Origin of the sequence: Nitrosospira sp. NpAV, from assembly GCF_000832065.1 — a bacterium.
GTDB lineage: Bacteria > Pseudomonadota > Gammaproteobacteria > Burkholderiales > Nitrosomonadaceae > Nitrosospira.
This window is the reverse complement of record NZ_JXQM01000021.1, coordinates 51,473-70,747: the sequence shown is the minus strand read 5'-3', so window position 1 is coordinate 70,747 and position 19,275 is coordinate 51,473. Positions and strand designations below refer to the sequence as shown.

15 protein-coding genes are annotated in these 19,275 nt (G+C 53.0%); 12 read left to right on the top strand and 3 right to left on the bottom strand.

The genetic code is table 11. The features are described from left to right. Window positions 1–385 precede the first annotated feature (385 nt). From SQ11_RS13020 to SQ11_RS13010, 3 genes are read left to right on the top strand one after another with little or no spacing between them, the layout of a single operon-like run. Entirely contained in the window at window positions 386–1,522 is a 1,137-nt protein-coding gene (locus SQ11_RS13020; protein WP_052494272.1) for an ABC transporter permease, read from the top strand. Then, entirely contained in the window at window positions 1,519–3,219 is a 1,701-nt protein-coding gene (locus SQ11_RS16890) for an ATP-binding cassette domain-containing protein (RefSeq protein WP_084226865.1), read from the top strand. The genes SQ11_RS13020 and SQ11_RS16890 overlap by 4 nt, the downstream gene beginning before the upstream one ends. Further along, window positions 3,216–3,794, top strand: coding sequence for a hypothetical protein (locus SQ11_RS13010; protein WP_052494237.1), 579 nt, complete (start codon window positions 3,216–3,218; stop codon window positions 3,792–3,794). The genes SQ11_RS16890 and SQ11_RS13010 overlap by 4 nt, the downstream gene beginning before the upstream one ends. 61 nt (window positions 3,795–3,855) lie before the next feature. Here SQ11_RS13010 and hrpA read toward each other — a convergent pair whose 3' ends face one another. After that, window positions 3,856–7,734, bottom strand: a complete 3,879-nt coding sequence (hrpA, locus tag SQ11_RS13005; RefSeq protein ID WP_041514611.1) for an ATP-dependent RNA helicase HrpA — start codon at window positions 7,732–7,734, stop codon at window positions 3,856–3,858. A 363-nt stretch (window positions 7,735–8,097) separates the two neighbouring features. On the opposite strand from hrpA, the gene SQ11_RS16525 reads away from it, so the two are divergent. The 3 genes from SQ11_RS16525 (at window position 8,098) to SQ11_RS17340 (ending at window position 11,743) form a co-directional block, all read left to right on the top strand. After that, window positions 8,098–9,357 carry a LuxR C-terminal-related transcriptional regulator gene (locus tag SQ11_RS16525; RefSeq protein ID WP_052494236.1) on the top strand — a complete coding sequence of 420 codons (1,260 nt, stop codon included), beginning with the start codon at window positions 8,098–8,100 and terminating at the stop codon, window positions 9,355–9,357. A 139-nt stretch (window positions 9,358–9,496) separates the two neighbouring features. Beyond that, window positions 9,497–11,314, top strand: coding sequence for a hypothetical protein (locus SQ11_RS17625; RefSeq protein ID WP_198140879.1), 1,818 nt, complete (start codon window positions 9,497–9,499; stop codon window positions 11,312–11,314). A gap of 264 nt (window positions 11,315–11,578) precedes the next feature. Then, window positions 11,579–11,743, top strand: a complete 165-nt coding sequence (locus SQ11_RS17340) for a hypothetical protein (RefSeq protein WP_156972505.1) — start codon at window positions 11,579–11,581, stop codon at window positions 11,741–11,743. A gap of 306 nt (window positions 11,744–12,049) precedes the next feature. Here the strand turns inward: SQ11_RS17340 and SQ11_RS12980 are convergent, their stop codons facing one another. After that, window positions 12,050–13,180 carry a TIGR03118 family protein gene (locus SQ11_RS12980; protein ID WP_041514609.1) on the bottom strand — a complete coding sequence of 377 codons (1,131 nt, stop codon included), beginning with the start codon at window positions 13,178–13,180 and terminating at the stop codon, window positions 12,050–12,052. A 409-nt stretch (window positions 13,181–13,589) separates the two neighbouring features. On the opposite strand from SQ11_RS12980, the gene msrB reads away from it, so the two are divergent. Then, on the top strand, window positions 13,590–14,114 hold the full coding sequence (gene msrB, locus SQ11_RS12975) for a peptide-methionine (R)-S-oxide reductase MsrB (protein ID WP_041514608.1): 525 nt from the start codon (window positions 13,590–13,592) through the stop codon (window positions 14,112–14,114). A gap of 2 nt (window positions 14,115–14,116) precedes the next feature. Then, window positions 14,117–14,824: a peptide-methionine (S)-S-oxide reductase MsrA gene (gene msrA, locus SQ11_RS12970; RefSeq protein ID WP_041514607.1), complete on the top strand. Its 708-nt coding sequence runs from the start codon at window positions 14,117–14,119 to the stop codon at window positions 14,822–14,824. Window positions 14,825–15,020: 196 nt separating this feature from the next. Here msrA and SQ11_RS12965 read toward each other — a convergent pair whose 3' ends face one another. Then, window positions 15,021–15,692: a hypothetical protein gene (locus SQ11_RS12965; RefSeq protein ID WP_041514606.1), complete on the bottom strand. Its 672-nt coding sequence runs from the start codon at window positions 15,690–15,692 to the stop codon at window positions 15,021–15,023. Between the two features lie 238 nt (window positions 15,693–15,930). Here SQ11_RS12965 and tmk point away from each other — a divergent pair, with 238 nt between their 5' ends. The 4 genes from tmk (at window position 15,931) to SQ11_RS12945 (ending at window position 19,157) form a co-directional block, all read left to right on the top strand. Next, window positions 15,931–16,548, top strand: coding sequence for a dTMP kinase (gene tmk / locus SQ11_RS12960; protein WP_041514743.1), 618 nt, complete (start codon window positions 15,931–15,933; stop codon window positions 16,546–16,548). Between the two features lie 38 nt (window positions 16,549–16,586). Continuing rightward, window positions 16,587–17,660, top strand: a complete 1,074-nt coding sequence (holB, locus tag SQ11_RS12955) for a DNA polymerase III subunit delta' (RefSeq protein ID WP_232298002.1) — start codon at window positions 16,587–16,589, stop codon at window positions 17,658–17,660. Between the two features lie 75 nt (window positions 17,661–17,735). Next, entirely contained in the window at window positions 17,736–18,500 is a 765-nt protein-coding gene (locus SQ11_RS12950; protein WP_041514604.1) for a TatD family hydrolase, read from the top strand. Further along, window positions 18,501–19,157: an ankyrin repeat domain-containing protein gene (locus SQ11_RS12945; protein ID WP_232298001.1), complete on the top strand. Its 657-nt coding sequence runs from the start codon at window positions 18,501–18,503 to the stop codon at window positions 19,155–19,157. It abuts the gene before it with no gap. Window positions 19,158–19,275: the final 118 nt, after the last annotated feature.

Sequence of the window (19,275 nt, the reverse complement as noted above, 5' to 3'; positions counted from 1 at the left end):
GAAGAAACGCGATACTCGTGAAGCCTAGCAAATAATACAATGAAGTGTGGGAAACGTATCGCCCAGAAATCACGGGCGATACGTCGCGGGAGAAAACCTCTCGCAAATCGCGGCGTGGTTAAATACGCTGGATACCGGTTCCGGCGTCACGCTGAAGCGTTTCTAGTCCATTAAACCTACCGAATTTCGAACAAAGCATATGCAGGCGTTTTGGACTGACTTATCTACGCTCCGTCTTGCTGGACTTTGTCCGGATTTTCTAAAGCAAATCGTCTACTATTAACACAGATGAGCTTAGAAAACAGCATTCTTCAATTTATCGGGCAGTAAGGTTTTGTCGATCGACGATCAATTGAAATAAATGCCGTCCCTGTATGAGCGTTTTATGACTGACAGTAACTTACATGGTGCTGATGAGCCTGTTCTGGTCCTTCCAGAGGAGTTCGGCGGTAACCTGATCATGCTGGAAGGTCCATGGATTCTGCGTACGCTAGCGGCATCCCCTGATTTACGTCGGACGATTAAAAGCCTGGGTAAAGCCAAGGATAAACAGTGGGATATCAGCCACATCGAACGGCTGGACAGCGCGGCGGCTTTTCTACTCTGGCAGGCTTGGGGCGAAAAATTGCCGGTTGGATTGATCATGCGCCCGGAACACCAGCGGTTATTTGCCCATTGGCATGGTCGTAATATTCCAGTACCCCATTCGATGTTGCTGGATTTTGTTAAGGCATTGCGTTTCAAGCCAATGTGGCTACAGGGTTTTTATCGTCATTTCCGCGCCTGGGTGACCTTGTTTGGCCGGTTGATCCTCGATAGTGTTTATCTTTTGCGGCATCCACGCGCCGCACCTTATAAAGAAATATCGTTAACCATTTACAAAACCGGCGCCAACGCCCTAGGCATCACGGCACTAGTGGGCTTTCTGGTAGGCTTATCGATAAGCTATCTGTCTTCGTTGCAACTGCAACGGTTCGGTGCGGAAATCTATATTATCGACTTGCTCGGACTCAGTATCATACGCGAACTGGGGCCGATGCTTACAGCCATTCTGATCGCCGGCCGCTCCGGTTCAGCGATGACTGCCGAAATTGGTATCATGCGCGTTACCCAAGAACTGGACGCGCTGTCGGCATTGGGTGTTTCCCATTCGATGCGGCTGGTTTTGCCCAAAGTCATCGCGCTGTCCCTCGCCTTACCGCTACTGATCGTCTGGACCGATACGCTAGCCCTTATCGGCGGCATGGTTTCGGCACACCTGACTTTGGATATCGGCTATCGGCAATTTCTTGATCACCTGCCCACGGCGGTGCCGATCGCCAATTTTTATATCGGTTTGGGCAAGGGAATGACGTTTGGCATGATGATCGCGATGATCTCCTGCCATTTCGGTTTTCTCATCAAGCCGAATACTGAAAGCCTCGCCAATGAAACCACTCGTGCCGTGGTAACCGCCATTACCGTGGTGATTCTTACCGATACCGTGTTTTCCATTCTGTTCAGGAATGTGGGGTTCCCATGAAAAAGCCGTGCGCCATAGAACTGGAACACATTTGGACCTATTTCGGTGAACAATTGATTCATCAGGATATCAGCCTGTGTCTCGAGAAGGGCGAAATAATGTCTCTCGTAGGGGCCTCCGGCAGCGGCAAGACGACCCTACTGCGCGAAATGATTGGTCTGGAAACGCCCAGTCAGGGAAAACTGAGAGTTTTAGGCGAACTGATACAGGAAACCTCCGGGGTCGAATGCAGGAAGAAGCGCAATCATACCGGTGTGTTATTCCAGGGTGGCGCTTTGTTCAGCGCCTTGAACGTGTTCGACAATATCGCATTTCCGCTGCGAGAGTTGGGCATTGATGACGAAGACCTGGTCGGCCAAATGGTGTGCATGAAACTGGGCATGGTTGGACTGAACGCACATGATGCCATGCGCGAGCCTTCCGAATTATCGGGTGGCATGGTCAAACGGGTCGCACTGGCCCGGGCGCTGATTCTGGAGCCAGAATTACTGTTATTGGACGAGCCGACTTCCGGCCTCGATCCTATCGCCAGCGAGGATTTCGTATCCTTGTTGCGGCAACTGCATCAAGAGCTCGATTTCACCGTGGTTATGGTCACGCATGACTTGGATATTCTAAGAGACCTGTGCACTAAAGTCGCGGTGCTGGCGGACCATCGCCTAGTTGCCTTCGACACATTGGATAAGGTGCTCGCCTGCGACCATCCTTTTATCCAGGAATTTTTTCATAATCACCGCGCACAACGAATATTCACCTCAATGGAGGCTCTTCATGGTAAAGACAGCCATGCGTTGATCACCGGCTTATTTATGGTCACACTGATCTCCGGGATTGTGATCATTATTATCTGGCTGGGCGATGTCCAGCAGCAAACCAAAACTTATATTGCCGAGACCCGCGATTCGGTGACCGGGCTAAAGGCCGGTTCCACCGTTTATTATCGTGGCATAGCGGTAGGCAAAGTGACCGCCGTGCGTTTCGCCCCGGACAATCCCGACCTTATCGTTGTACCGATGGAAATCGATAACGCTGTGCAGTTTACCCGTGGCGTTTATGCGACTTTGGAACTTCAGGGCGTTACCGGCTTAACGCTAATCGCGCTCAAGGATAGCGGTGATAATCCCGAACCGCTGCTGAATGGCGATGATCCTGAGAACAGCATTCCGATCAAGCCTTCGCTCATCGACCGGTTATCGGTGTCCGGCGAGGGTACGGTCAATGAAACCCATGAACTGCTGCTCCGCCTGAATCGGCTGTTGAATGAAAACAACGTCCGACATGCAGAACGGATCCTGATCAATGTCGAATCCGCCACCGGACGATTCAACGCATTGCAGGATGAAGCCAGTAAAGCGCTCGCTCAAGTTCCGTCGTTAACGGCGGATGCCCGGCGCACGCTAGCCGAGGTGAATGGGTTGACAGGCGAATTCAAACAGTTGAGCAGCCAAATGCGGCAAGAACTGGTGGCGCTTTCCAAACAGTCGGGTGAATTGATGCAGACAGGCACTTTTGTCGGTCGGCAACTGTTGCAAACAACCTTGCCCCGAGCCAACACGTTAATGTTGCAAATTCAAGCTGCTACACGCCGCTTCGATCGCGTAGCGACGATGCTGGAGACGGAACCGCAAGCCTTTTTGCTTGGGGCCGAGCCACTCCCGTACGCACCTGGCGAGCCGAACTTCAAGGGGTCGCCATGAACCGATTCATGAAGAATCTACTGGCAGTGGCCATGAGCATAACCATTTCCGCCTGCAGTATTGGTTCCAAGCGCGAGTCGCCGGTCAGTCACGATCTTGGCCCGGGTGCGGAACGGATTATTGACAGCGTCATGATTTCGCTGGATGCACCGGTCTGGCTGTGGGATGAACGGATACGCTACCGCTTGCTTTATGAAGATGCCACCATCATCCGCTATTATCATCGGGATCGCTGGGAAGCGCCGTTGCCCTTATTATTGGAGCGACAATTAATTATCGCCGGGATGCAGCCCTTCACGTTGCAAATACAGCTGATGCAATTCGAACAGCAATTCGAGGCGGCGAATAGTTCTCACGTTTTGATGAGCTTGGCGGTAAGTGCTTTTTCACGCGAGGACTCCAGGTTGCTGGGCAAGCAATCGTTCAAGCTGTCGCAAAAGACCGTTTCACCGGATGCGGCCGGTGCGATAGCAGGTTTTATCGCATTGATCGAACAGGCTAAAACCGATATTCAGATATGGCTTGAAACTTTGTCCGATAAGGAAAGCTCAGCACGTCAGCCTGCTCTGATTTAGCTTGGGAGCAGCTTGAGCGATAATACGCTATGCGGGCTACCGGTAGGATGCCGGCGTGCTTTCAGGCTCGTATTTCTTCCCATAATTTCTGCAGCCGCTTGACGGAAACAGGGTAGGGCGTCTTCAATTCCTGGGCGAATAGCGAGATGCGCAATTCTTCGATCTGCCAGCGGAATTCGATGAGAATAGGGTCGTTGATTCCAGCCTTGCGATGCCGCTCCAGGCGTTGCTCGTACTGATTCCACAACCCGGCGACAACGCCGCCATGGCGGCTGTCGCGCTCCGGATTGGCGAGGTATTTGTCGAGCCGCAGAGCCATGCCTTTCAAATAACGCGGCAGATGCTGCAACCGGTCCCATGGCGTGGCGCCCAGAAATCCCGGGTAAACCAGCTTATCCAGTTGCAGACGCAGTTGACCCGCGAGATCACCTCTGGATTTCGTAAAACTCCCGCCAGCCATGGACAATTTCATCAGCAGCGGCTGGCACTCATTGGCGGCGTTTTGCACGATCCGCGTAACGGCCTCGGTCACGGCGGGTAGGCGCACCCTTGCTCGCTGCCGCTGTGCGATGAAATCTTTTTCGCCACGCGGGAGCGCATCGTCCGCAATAAAGGCACGGTCCACGATAGCATTCAGCATGTCTTCCTTGAGCATGCCGGGATTGATGAGGGTTTGCAATTGCAAGGCCGCCTGGTTCAATCCCGGCAAATTCCTTTCCAGTTGCTTTAGCTGCTCCTTGAGCTCAAACCGCAGCAGCTGCCGCACCCCGCCGCGCATGCTGCCTCGAGCCAGCTCGCGCGTATCGAACAAATGGATAGCCACTTTCCCCTCGCGCTCCGACAGCGCCGGGTAACCGGTAAGTTTTTTGCCTGCGCGCGTAAAAGCGATCTCTTCGGGCAAATCGCCAAAATCCCAACATTTCACATCGTCGCGTTCGATCGATAGGCGCTCCCCCGGGTCCACCCGCGAGAATGTCAACTGCGCCGCCCGGCCGAGCTGCGCCTTGAGCTGCGAGAGATCGCGGCTCATCGCCAGCTCCTGCCCCGCATCGTCGACTATTTTGTAATTCATCAGCAGGTGAGGCGGTGGTTCTTCATCTCGCCACGCATCTTGCGGAACGGCAACCCTGGTTTTGGCCTGAACAAATCGGGATAACGCATCGGCCAGAGATGTGGGCAGGAGCGGGGATGGGTGCGACGCGGTAATGCTTGAATCCTCATTTTCCAGAAACCGGGTCACAAACTCCGGTATCGGCACCACGTGGCGGCGTATCTGCTTGGGAAGCGCCTTCAGATACCAGGTAATCTTCTCGCGAATCAAGCCGGGAACCAGCCTGTCGAATCGTGCCGTATCCAGCTTATTGAGCAGCGGCAACGGCACGGTGACGGTCACGCCGTCCAGTAGGTGTCCCGGATCGAAGCGATAGGCAAGCGGCAGCGCAACCCCGTCCGGCAAATCGGTACCCTCCGCGACGATGCTGTCAGGATACTGTTCCCCGGTAATGCTGTTCGCCGCGTGGCGCATCAGGATTTCCCGGGTAAGATAAAGCAGGCGCGGATTGTCCCGCTCCGCCTGCCTGCGCCATTTCTCGAATTCCGCACCGTTGCAGATGCCATTCGGGACAATGGCGTCGTAAAAGGAGAAAATTTCCCCTTCGTCCACCAGTACATCCTGGCGGCGAGCCTTGTGTTCCAGCGCTTCCACGGTGGCGATCAGCTTGCGGTTATGCTCGAAGAACGGTGCCTGGGTGACGTATTCCCCCGCTGCCAGCGCCGAACGGATAAAAATTTCACGCGCTTCTTTCGGATTGATGGTTCCGTAATAAACCCGCCGTTTCGGCATTACCGTAAGGCCGTACAAAGTCACCCGTTCGTAGGCCGTTACCTGCGCCGGCTGTTTTTCCCAATGCGGATCAAAAATATGCTTTTTGCATATCCCGCCTGCGATTCTTTCCACCCAGAGCGGATCGATTTTCGCCACGCAGCGTCCGTAGAGCTTTGTGGTTTCGGTCAGCTCCGCGGCTACCACCCATTTCGGCTTGGCTTTCTTCAGCACGGAGCCGGGGAAAATGGAAAACTTGATCCCGCGTGCACCCAGATACTCGCCGTCCTCCTCGGTCTTGAAGCCGATATTGCCGAGCAGCCCCGCCAGCAGCGCGCGGTGAATTTCGTCGTAACCGGCGGGAACCTGATTGGGCCTGAGCCCCATTTCCATCACCAGCGCATGCAATTGGCCGTGAATTTCACGCCATTCGCGCATCCTGCGATGGGACAAAAAATTCTCCTGGCATTGCGCCATCAGCTTGCGGCCGGATTTTTTATGCTTTAATAACTCGTCATAGAAATCCCACAGCTTCAGATAGCCCAGAAAATCGGAGCGCTCGTCCTGAAATCGCTGATGTGCCCGGTCCGCCGCTTCCTGCCGCTCGAATGGCCGATCACGCGGCTCTTGTACGCTCAAGGCGGAAGCAATGATGAGCACTTCACTCAGGCAATTCTCATCCTTGGCTGCCAATATCATGCGTGCTATTTTGGGATCGATCGGAAATTTCGCCAGCCGCCAGCCTATGCGGGTTAGCATCTTACCGCTGTCCACCGTGTCGTCCACCGCACCGAGTTCCGCCAACAACTGGTAGCCATCCGCGATCATGCGCGGAAGAGGGGGTTCCAGGAACGGGAAATTCTCGACTTCGCCGATTTTTAGAGACTTCATGCGCAAAATCACCGCGGCCAACGACGAGCGCAGAATTTCGGGGTCGGTAAATTCCGGACGAGCCAGATAATCTTCTTCCGTATAGAGGCGGATACATATCCCGCTCATCACCCGCCCGCAACGTCCCGCCCGCTGGTTGGCGGAAGCGCGCGAGATCTTTTCCACCTGCAGCTGTTCCACTTTGTTGCGGTAACTGTACCGGTTGAGACGCGCCAACCCCGTGTCGATCACATAGCGAATGCCGGGCACGGTAAGCGATGTCTCGGCCACATTGGTGGCCAGCACGATGCGCCTCACGCTGGAGCCGCCGGGCTTGAATACGCGCTCCTGCTCGGCGTATGACAGACGCGCGAATAGCGGCAGAATCTCGGCGCCCACGCCTGCACCATGACCCGAGCCGGGCCTGTTGAACGCATGCTTGCGCAATGCCTCGGCGGTCTCCCGGATTTCGCGCTCGCCAGGGAGAAAAATCAGAATATCACCTGCGCCCGAACGGCTGGTTTCGTCCACCGCATCAAGAATGGCCTGCTCAAGATCGCCTTCATCTTCTTTGTCTCCATCCCGGGTTTTATTCTGATCCAGGCCGACAGGGTGATAACGCACTTCCACCGGGTACATTCGGCCGGATACTTCAATCACCGGCGCATCGTTGAAATGCGCCGAGAAACGCTGCGCGTTGATGGTGGCGGAAGTGACAATCAGCTTCAGCTCCGGTCGCTTGGGCAATAGCTGCCTGAGATAGCCGAGCAGAAAATCGATGTTGAGGCTGCGCTCATGCGCCTCATCGATGATGATAGTGTCGTAGGCGAGCAGGGAAGGGTCGCCCTGGGTTTCCGCTAGCAGAATGCCGTCGGTCATGAGCTTGATATAAGTGCCCGAGCTTACCTTGTCGGAAAAACGTATCTTGTAACCCACCGCGTGGCCCAATGGGCTCTTGAGTTCAGAAGCGATGCGCGCCGCCACCGTGCGCGCCGCGATGCGCCGCGGCTGCGTATGCCCGATCATCCCCGCCACCCCGCACCCGAGTTCGAGGCATATTTTTGGCAACTGCGTCGTCTTGCCCGAACCGGTTTCGCCGCACACGATCACCACCTGATTTCCCCGAATCGCGCGCATGAGCTCGTCACGCCGTGCCACCACCGGCAGATCTTCCGGATAAACGGGTTTTGGCAGATTGGCTAGACGCCGCGCAGCGTCCACCTTGGATGTGGCAGAAGATTTTTTCATGGAGCAAATTTGAGAAAGATGCGCATTTTACCGCAGTCGAAAAAACGGGCGGCCCATACTCAGATTCCAGCGCTATTTAGGTAGAAACAACCTTGACATCCCATTCTCATCAACTATGTTAAAGATGAGCTTTGTACGAATCCACAAATCCACTATCGATGTCATGAGAAAAGACCATGAATCCCGTCATTCCGGGCTTGACCCGGAATCCAGCCTAAATTGGCAGGCAGACGCCACACGCTGCTGGATGCCGGCTTTCGCCAGCATGACGCTTGCAGGTTCTGTCCGTTGGATCGATAGCCTGAAGGTCCAGCTTCGAAGTTCCCTATTCCGGACTGGCCATCCTGGGCCCAACGGTGCCAATTGAGCAGCAGGCGCGCCGATTGGGTTTCTCTCGTCGAAGAAAGCTACACCCTGGAAGACACCGATTCCGTCTGGTTGAAACGGGTCTTGGACCGGGCATCGCCGATCCTCGCCCGTGGCAGCGAGCCCGTTGGTTGGACCTTCAATTGCACTCCCACTTCTTTCTCCCTGGGCAGTTTTTCCGAAGGCACCTCCAAGGCGCTGATCTATGCTGCACGCATGTCCCATGCCCTGTCAACGGAGAAATCCCTGGATCTGACCTATCGCACGGGCGTTGTCATTGCGACAGCGAGTGAGCTCGTGTTTCCCCGGTTGCCGGACATGCACAAGATGTTCATGAAACTGCTCAGAGGCCGGGTGCAAGACCTGTTGGTCATCAATTGCCAGTCGGGTGTAAGCAGTGGGGTATCGATTGGAATGCTGCTCAAGGAAACGTCGAGAGCGACCGAAGAGGAAAGACGGCGCTGGCCCAAGATCGCCGCACATGTGGGGGCAGCGATCCGGTTGCGCAGCAAGGCCGCCGCTCTCACCGTCGATTCACCCGAAGTCGAGGCGATATTCGATTCGGGCGGTAGCCTGCACGACGCCCGGGGGCCTGCAAAGGACAATGACGCCAGGGAGAATCTGCGTGAAACTGTCCGCCGTATCGAGCGGTCGCGGACTCATGCGGGACGAATGGAAGTGGATGAAGCATTAGGGAATTGGGAAGGCCTGGTCAGCGGGCGCTGGTCGATGATCGATCGCTTCGATAGCGACGGACGCCGTTTTGTCGTGGCCGTCAAAAACGATCCCGCTCACCCCGATCCGCGCGGCTTGACGATACGTGAGCGGCAAGTCGCCGAGTATGTGGGGCTGGGGCATGCCTCGAAGGAAATAGCGTATACGCTGGGACTCTCGGACTCGGCCATCACCAACTGCACCGCCCGTGCGCAGGATAAGCTGGGCATGGCTTCCCGGACCGAACTGGTGGCATTCTTCGCGCCAAGCGGATTGAGGCGCAAGCTGGCCGAGACCTCGGTTGTGGGAGAACGGCTGCTCACAGGCAACTATCCCCTGGTTAATACCCGGCACATCGCGAATCTATCCGAGACCGAGCGCGAAGTGGCCGCTCTCATGATTGCCGGATCCACCAACGCCGATATCGCGCAGCGTAGAGGAACGAGCGAGCATACGGTCGCCAACCAGGTGCAATCCATTTTTCGCAAGCTAGGTGTACGCTCGCGCGGCGAGCTGGTGGCACGGCTTCATGTAAAGAATTAGAAATTTAGTCCATGTCAAATAATGGTTTTAGTAAGACCTATGTGTGAAATTAGCTATTGATGAGATTTGCTTCCAGGAGCATTGTCACTGTGCAAAAGCCGAATCTTGTAATGTTTACACACTAGGGAAGGAGTTCGTAATGGCCGATTATCAATTGTTTTCAGTTCAGACAGGAACAGCGCTTCAAGAGACAGATGACAGGTTTGCGTTCGCCGTTGCAACGAACGGTGATTTATTCGTTATCCAGAAGAGCGGCACAAGCACGCATACCACCGAGGTGCATATCCTGTCCGCAGAGAGTAATTACCAACGTTTTATAGTGCAGACAGGAACAGTACTTCAAGAGACAGATGACAGGTTTGCGTTCGCCGTTGCAGCGAACGGTGATTTATTCGTTATCCAGAAGAGCGGTACAGGCACACATGCCACCGAGGTGCATATCCTGTCCGCAGAAAGTAATTATCAACGTTTTATAGTGCAGACAGGAACAGCACTTCAAGAGACAGATGACAGGTTTGCGTTCGCCGTTGCAGCGAACCGTGATTTATTCGTTATCCAGAAGAGCGGTACAGGCACGCATGCCACCGAGGTGCATATCCTGTCCGCAGAAAGTAATTATCAACGTTTTATAGTGCAGACAGGAACAGCACTCCAAGAGACAGATGACAGGTTTGCGTTCGCCGTTGCAGCGAACCGTGATTTATTCGTTATCCAGAAGAGCGGTACAGGCACGCATACCACCGAGGTGCATATCCTGTCCGCAGAAAGTAATTATCAACGTTTTATAGTGCAGACAGGAACAGCACTTCATGAGACAGATGGCAGGTTTGCGTTCGGAGTCGCGGCGAGGCGCGATTTATTCGTTATTCAGAAGAATGGTACGGGTACGCGTACCACTGAGGTGCATATCTTGTCAGCACCCACAATGACAACATTCGAATCAAGGCGGGATGGATTCAAATTCGCAAATGAATTTATCAATGTTACTCCCGTTTTCGATATCACATTTGGTGGCTTATGTGGGGGAATGGTTTATTCAGCTCTCGATTACTTTAATGCGCATATACCTGTCCCGGTGCAAACTTATCTACCGGCTCAGAGTACTATGTTAGAGAGTTATATCTATGGTCGGCAGCAAGAGTCTGTTTTTCCAAATGCAGATAAATGGACGGAGCTAACGTTTAACCCATTTGGCGCACGGAATGATGAATTCTTCAATTGGGGATTGGAGGCTAAGGCCGGAGGTCGAATCGACGAATTGCGGCAATTAATTGACTCGAACAAGCCCGCTCCATTGGGACTTAGAAGCTGTGGGGACGATTGCGCAGGTGATCATCAGGTATTGGCGATTGGATACCATATGGGCCGCTATAAAGGCGACCTGGGAGATCACAAAGAAGATTTTCGTATTCAAATTTATGATCCTAATTTTCCAAATGAAACGTTGACACTCGCGCCTGATCTGGATGCTAAGCGCTGGCATTATCTTGAGAGAATGGATAAGAAGTGGCTCGCCTACTTCGTCGACAAGAAATATGTTCCCAAAATCCCTCCCGTAATCGACGCAGCCCATGCCGAACTAGTGGTGAAGTTCAAGACCGGCGGCGACGATTTGAGAGGTGGCAATGACAACGTCCATGTAGCTGTGCTTTTCAGAGATGGAACGACGATTGATTTTCCAAACGTAAACAAAGGAAGGCGTTGGATCGACCATTCGCGCCAAGATGTTGGCTTGGATCTGCCAGCGAGTACGCAATTCAATGACGTCATAGGGATTCGCCTTGATACGACTTTTGGTGGCGGCGCTTTTGGGGATAACTGGAATCTTGAGCGCTTAACGGTTGAAATGCGCGTGGGGAATGTAAGTAGAGTACGATTTCATCAAGCAGGAACACCGGACAGTCCGCTTCAACGCTTTACTGGCGATTTCAAAAGGCGTGAATTCCGGTTTCCTTAGAGCGTATGCAGGTAACGAACTTCGTCTTGAGGTTTCGAGACGAGGTTCGTCATTTGGCAGTGGCAATAATAATGCATAATTCTCTACAGGAAGTGACTGCAACCGGTAGTATTCCCAACATGCTTCTCTGTTTCGATTATGTAGATGGAGCTGCTATGGATTGGGCAAAATGCATATATTGACAACGAAATAGTTCTATTCACTAGTATTTTCCTGATTTGAATCTACAATTAGATTGTCTGCCTGAAGTGTTTCTTTGCAGCCATGATCAGAAACCCTCGCGCAAAACGATTCTTGTCCGTCGCACTGCTTATTCTGGGGGGTGTACTGATGTTTCTCGCACCCGAAAACATCTGGATCGGCGCACTTCTTTTCGCTCTCGGTATTGGGGTAGAAATCGCGGGGCTGGTGCTCGGACATCGCAAATAAGATTCGCAGCATAGCGATATTCTCTTTGATGCTGCGTGACATCGGTTTGCCATGCGTGTTGGGTCAGGCTCCGTAAATTTCCGATCGATAGTCCGTCCATAAAAAAAACCCGAAACCGCATGAACGGGTTCGGGTTTATAGTTTCCACTTACAAAGGAGAGGAACTACTCATCCAACACTTTACATAATAGGCCATTAAAAAATAAAGTCAAGTACCTTGCGATGTGCAACGGACAGCCTCGATTGTACTCTTTTTACCAGCGGTTAGATATATGATATATTTGATTTATCAGGATATTAACGTCTCTATCCCAGGGTACGGCGTCTGATCAGCAACCCCAGCATTCCCAGCCCGGCAAGCATCATCGCATAAGCCGATGGTTCCGGTACCGGTGTCAGAACACCTAATACCCCGTGGGTCTCATCGTTGGGTCCCGCGGTAAAGTACAATAGGCTGCTGCTCCCGGCCAATGTGTCATTTCCCGGTGAAATAGCCCATAAACCATCGATTGCGACCGGTTGATTATTGGCATCCAGCACTTGTCCCAGATACGCAAAAGTAGTCGAATCATAAATGTTGATGTGGCCATCACCAAAATTACCCACCAGCAGGTTACCCGCCATGTCGCCGAAAGAGGCTGGTGCAACCGCCATCCCCCATGGCGCATCCAGCGTGCCGGTTGACGCGACTCGTCCCACAAAATCGCCATTCAAGGTGAATTTATCGACATAACCCAATCCAGGTCCCGCAACTTCATCGTTAGTAGCGTTATCACGCAGTGCATAGGCGACATAGAGCGACCCGTCAAGATTCTGAATATTGAAAGGCGCGTATCCAGAGGGAAGCCCCGGGTCGGTAAACGTACCCGTCAATGCGGGTGCCGCCGCGGTGCCCTTGTAAACATCGATCATGCCGGATTTAAAGTCGGCGGCGTAGAGGTAATTGTTCCCTGAAACGCTACCAATGGCCGCACCTGTATAGAGATTTGCTGTTGACGTTGGCACGATGGTTTCAGCTGGTATAAGTCCTGTGGTGCCCAAAGCCGGCCGCCAGCCGGCAACCGTGCCATCTTGGGTTACGAATAAAAAGCGATTATCGTTGAAAGATGAGCTACTATTGAATACTTGCCCGGTTACGCCACTACCGGGGATCGAAACCGTTAATGGCAGCTTGGTGGTTTCCTGGCTGACCGGATTTACGCTGTATAAAGGCGAGGTGCCGGTACCATTTGCGGAGACCCAGAATGGACCGCTTGGAGCGAAAGAGAGCCCCCATCCATTCTTGAGATCGGAATCGGTGATCTGTGCAGTATTAATGGTCTGATCATCGGTTACCAGATTGGTCACCGTAAATGGAACGGCCGAGGCGGGGATGGATAGAAGAGCAAAAACAATTCCTGCGGTGAATGATGGCAGACGGGATCGGATATGTCGCATGATAGTTCTCCTAAAATAATTTACAAGAATTTCAATGCCACGTGCAGGTTTCTCCCTTCCCGGCGCAGTCGGGTTTCTTCATCCCTCCCTGGCGCAAGCCGGGAAGCTTTATGTTCGTAATTTGCGGTGGATACATCGCAATAATTACGACACATCTTTTTTTGGATGGATAAGCCCAGCTCCCATTTAACATAGTTTATGTGATGAAATTGTTTTGTTTTAGTTAAGATATTGTGAAGATTCCCGTTCACGCAGCTCATCAGACCTTCTTTGCGCCTCTTGCAAATGGCATCCGACGGGATTGCATTTTGCGTAGTTTGAGCAATGACTCGGATGATTTAAATGCTATTTCCTTCCCAAGAACCATAGCATGCGCTCAAGGTCCAATTGGCAATGCGAGGAGATTCCTATGAAAAGACGCGCCGTACTTCAAAGTCTCGCCACGCTGGCCGCACTGCCGTTGATCACGGCATGTTCCCGTAGTGCAACCGTGCCAAGTTCATCCGGTACGATTTCCATCAAACCTCTGAAAAAGCCGCATGAAGAATGGCGCGGCCTGGTTTCGCCCGCAGCCTACAATGTGCTATTCAAGGAGGATACCGAGCCGCCGGGGAGCAGTGCGCTTAATAAGGAAGACCGCAAAGGCACTTACCTCTGCGCTGCGTGCTACCTGCCGTTGTTCGATAGCGCAAATAAATACGAAAGCGGCACAGGATGGCCCAGTTTCACGCAGCCCATTGAGGGCCATGTTGGCACGACGCGCGATTTCAAGATGATCTTGCCGCGTACTGAGTACCACTGTGCGCGTTGCGGCGGGCATCAGGGCCATGTGTTTAAAGATGGACCGCTTCCCCGCGGGGAGCGCTGGTGCAATAACGGGCTCGCCCTGCGGTTTGTCCTAAAAGGCCAACCGCTACCGGCACTCAGGACCTGATCATGAGTGGCCAGGATCATACTCGTTATCATTCTGCTCGCTTTCAATCCACCGCTCCAAAGCACAGGGGCACGCTGCTGGCGCTGGTGCTGTTGGTCGCTGCGTTAGCCGCATGCGGACAGCCAGACACGCGCACGGATACGGGCAGCAAGTTCGCAAACATTGATCTTCCATCGGGATCACCGGTGGGTATCGCCACCTTCGCCGGAGGCTGCTTCTGGTGCACAGAGGCGGATTTCGACAAAGTACCGGGCGTGATATCCACCACGTCAGGCTATATTGGCGGCAAGACCGTTAACCCGACCTACAAGCAGGTATCGGGGGGAAAAACCGGACATATCGAAGCGGTGCAGGTGCGTTTTGATCCCGCGAAAACGAGCTTCTCCAAGCTATTAACGGCATTCTGGCCAACCATCGACCCGCTTACACCCAACCGTCAATTCTGCGATGACGGCTCGCAATATCGTAGCGCGATCTTCTATCATGATGCCGATCAGCAGCGGCAAGCCGAAACATCCAAAGCAGAGCTGGCAGCCTCCGGCCGTTTTACCCAACCTATCGTAACGGAAATATTGCCCGCTACCACGTTTTATCCGGCGGAGGAATATCATCAGGACTACTACATCAAGAACCCGATTCGCTATTCGTACTACCGCAGTAATTGCGGCCGTGACGCGCGTCTGGCTGAAGTATGGGGTATTTCACGATAATATGATTGATCCGGTGCTCGGCCCGTCCAGTGACCTTCTAGGCACGTCATTATTTTGTTTGGACTGGCTTCCCGGTCAAGCCGGCGTGACAAAACACCTACTATCCCACGCCGGATCTAATTGAAAGTCAATAACTTAGCAGGATAGGACTTAAAACCGGTGCTGAAGCAGAGGAGGTTGGGACTGGGGGCTGGATTCAATTTTTTCGTCCATCGCGCCTCGCCCTAAGTTCCGCTGTATCCAAGTCCAGGATTTGCGGATCGTTAGCGGGAAGGTTTGCCGCTTGAGGTTCCTTGATTTTTTGCTCGCTGGATAAATCCTTGGCCTTTGCATTCTTGGCTTTTGCGTCTTTAGCCGTTGAGTCTTTCTTCACAGGCTTGGTTTTTATGTCTGTGGCGGTTTCCGTTGGGGTCTTTGAGTCGCTGCCCGGGTTGTATTGGGCCTTCAGGTCGCTACTCAAGGCGGTGTAGCTGCGATATTCATTTTGCATCTGCGAGTGCAGCTGCGCATACTGATGGCTGACAGATGTGCGGGTATTTTCCAGTTGGCGTAATTTTTCTTCCAGCAGACGCCTGTTATGGGAATTGTTTTTTGCTTCAACGGTCTTGGCGGCCAGGGAGACATCCTGAATTTTCTGGTTCAACTGTTTGACTAACTCAGCCATATTATTGGCGGCGGTGCTATAGCGCCGATAGTGCAATTCCATCTTCTCGAAATCCGTCAAGGGTTCGCTGACAGAACGACTCTCGGATGCCTCCTTCGCCGCCTGCGGTTCCGGCTCGGCATAAGCGGTGGGTAAGCAGATGCCGGACATCAACGCCACCAAACCGATATACCGGGCCAATGAGCTGCTACGATTGTAAGCCATGGTTAAGCTCCTGAGTGCTTTTATACCTTCCGTGAGAAACTATGCCAACGCTACGGCAGCGGTAGTGGTTCCCTGCGTTGATGGTATACCTTTTAGCGCAGGTTTCCAATTATAAATCAATTGTCATGATGGTTTCCGCCTCATTGGTTTCCAGCAAAATGAGGCAAGGGCTATTGCCGCCTTCGAGTATAAGATAAACTGCACTGCAAAATGGACAATGGTTTTTTCCGTCACGAATATGATCCCCGGTAAATTCATCACGCTCGAAGGCTTGGACGGCGCAGGCAAAAGTACCCATCTCAGCTGGCTGGAAAATATTCTTCGGAGTAAGGGAAAAGCCGTCGTCGTGACACGCGAGCCAGGAGGCACCCCTTTAGGAGAGGCTTTACGCGAACTCCTGCTCGACAATAATGGGACAATGCACGCGGAAACCGAGGCGCTGCTGATGTTCGCGGCACGGCGGGAGCATTTGGATAAGGTCATTTTTCCGGCTCTGGCGCGAGGCGACTGGGTGATTTCAGACCGCTTCACCGACGCAAGTTTTGCATATCAGGGGGGAGGCAGGGGTCTGGCAATGCAGAAACTCGATAGTCTGGAGCAATGGGTACAAGGGAAATTTCAACCCGATCTCACGCTTTATTTCGATGTGACCGTCGAAGTAGGCAGGCAACGGATAAATGCCATCAAACCGGCTGACCGGTTCGAAAAAGAGCAGGATGCATTCTTTGAAAAGGTACGAGACGCTTATCTGGAACGGGCGCATAAATTTCCCCAGCGTATAAGTGTGATAGATGCAACCCAGCCTCTGGAAGAAGTTAAGAAATCACTTGATCAAATCATTATATCTATCTGTTAATGAACAATATATTCTCATGGCAAAAAGAGACATGGCGAATGCTGACGCAAGACAGCGCGTCCTTGGGCCATGCCTTGTTGCTGAGGGGCAGACAAGGAATCGGCAAACTCGTATTCGCCCGCCAACTGGCGAAGTTCTGGCTATGCGAAAAACCCTCGATTGAAGGATATGCGTGCGAGAACTGTCGAAGCTGCGGATGGTTTGAACAGGGCGGTCATCCGGATTTTCGCCTGATCGAGCCGGAAGCACTAATGGCAATGGCGGGATCATCCGAGAACAGTTCAAGTGAGGGCGGCGCAGACGCGGGAATGGGCGCCGAGATGGAACCTCTCGCGGATTTTGCCGGGGAGCCCGGTGGTTCAAAATCCAAGAAAAAACCCAGCAAACAAATCACCGTTGCCCAAGTCCGCGACATTGCCGATTTCATTAATATATCCAGTCATCAGAATGGCTACAAAGTTGTCCTGATTCATCCGGCGGAAACAATGAACCCCGCCGCCGCCAATGCCTTGCTGAAAAATCTGGAGGAGCCGCCGCCGCTGACATTGTTCGTTCTGGTAACGCACCACGCGCAACATCTGCTGCCGACCCTGCGTAGCCGATGCCGCCAAATCCCAATGCCAGCACCCGATCCCGCAACGGCAACTGCCTGGCTTGCACAGCAGGGGGTCAAAGATCCGGCGACATGTCTGGCTTCCGCAGGCTACGCACCATTGGCCGCGCTGGAATTCAACGATGACGATTATCTTGCGCGGCATGAGGCGTTCATCAGGCAAATCAGCGCACCGGGCAACTTCAACCCGATCGTGCTGGCAGAGGAAATGCAGAAACTGGATCTACCCACACTGGTCAACTGGTTGCAGAAATGGTGCTATGATTTGATGAGTTTTTGCACTACCGGAAAAATCCGCTACCATCTGGATATGCTTGCCACCATAAAATCACTGGCATCGGAGATCGATCCACGCGCGCTGGCGGCTTATTTGCGTACCTTGAATGCAACACGACGGCTGGCGCATCATCCGCTTAATCCCAGATTATTTCTGGAGGAAATGCTGTTTTCCTACGTGATGTCGATTGCCCCCGCATCTTCCGGCCCAAATCAGGCATGACTAGGGGATATGAACGAGGGGTATAGTAAGCTACCCGGCCCTGTTCAACTTTGCGACCCTTTCTTATTATGACCCATGTTTGTCGATTCCCACTGCCATCTTGATTTTCCCGATCTTGCCTGCAATCTCGGCGAACTGCTGGATGGCATGAAGGCCAATAAGGTCAGCCACGCGCTTTGCGTGAGCGTTAATCTCGAAGACTTTCCCCGCGTACTTGCACTGGCGGAAGCCCATTCGAACCTGTTTGCATCCGTCGGCGTTCATCCCGATTATGAAAACCTGACGGAGCCGCAGGCAGCGCAGCTAGCGTCTCTGGCCGGCCATCCCAAAGTCATTGCCATCGGTGAGACCGGATTGGATTATTTTCGCCTGAAAGGCGACCTGGAGTGGCAGCGGGAACGCTTCCGCCAGCACATACGCGCGGCACGGCAATCTGGCAAGCCGCTCATCATACACACCCGCGAAGCCGCGGCGGACACGCTACGCATCATGGCGGAGGAGGGCGCCGATAATGTCGGCGGAGTGATGCATTGCTTTACGGAAAGCTGGGAGGTGGCGCAGCAAGCGATGGAAATGAATTTCTATATTTCTTTTTCAGGCATTGTCACCTTCAAGAATGCCCTTGCGCTCAAGGATGTCGCCAAAAAGATCAAACTGGAAAGAATGCTGATAGAAACCGATTCGCCTTATCTCGCTCCCGTACCTCATCGCGGCAAGATGAATCAACCTGCCTTTGTACGGCACGTTGCGGAAGAAATAGCAGCATTGCGCGGCATCGGCGTGGACGAGGTCGCTACAGTCACGACAGCTAATTTTTTCAACCTTTTCAAGGCAGCCTGAATGATGAATGTGTCAAGAAAGCCCTTTTCCCTGGCTTGCCTTCTGCTCGCCGCCAGTTTGTGCCAGCCGCCGCTTGCCGCGGCAGGGGCCTATGAAGATTTACGCTCGGCGGTGGAAAACGATCAAATTTCGGATATAGCAAAGCTGCTGACCCAGGGTGCCGATCCCAACACGCCGGATGAGCGGGGAAATACGCTGCTGATGGTGGCCGTCCGGCATAAAAATGCCAAGCTGGTGGATCTTTTGATAGACGCAGGCGCCAAGCTCAATCTGCGCAACAAGTATGGTGAAACCGCCATCATGCTTGCCAGCTACAACGGCCTCTACAATATCGTAGAGAAACTTTATATCAAGGGTGCCGAGATCAATCATCCGGGATGGAATCCACTGCTGTATGCCGCAACCGGCGGACACCCGAAAATTGTCCAGTTGCTGTTGGACGGGGGCGCGCCGATCAACGCGACATCCGATAACGGGACAACGGCATTAATGATGGCGGCAAGAGGGAATCATTCCGATACCGTCAAGGTCCTGCTAAAAAATGGGGCAGACCCAAATATCAGCAATGAGTTGGGAGGAACCGCCCTGAAATGGGCGGTGGCCAGGCAACACCATAACACCGCGGAATTACTGAAAAATAGCGGGGCCAAGCAATAACGAATAGGCTACTTGCAAACCTCATTAGGCGAAAACATGATATTTTGGTTTAAGAAAATAACTTAACATGAAGACATATAAAGAACATATCATAAGCAGTCGGATGAGTATGATCCAG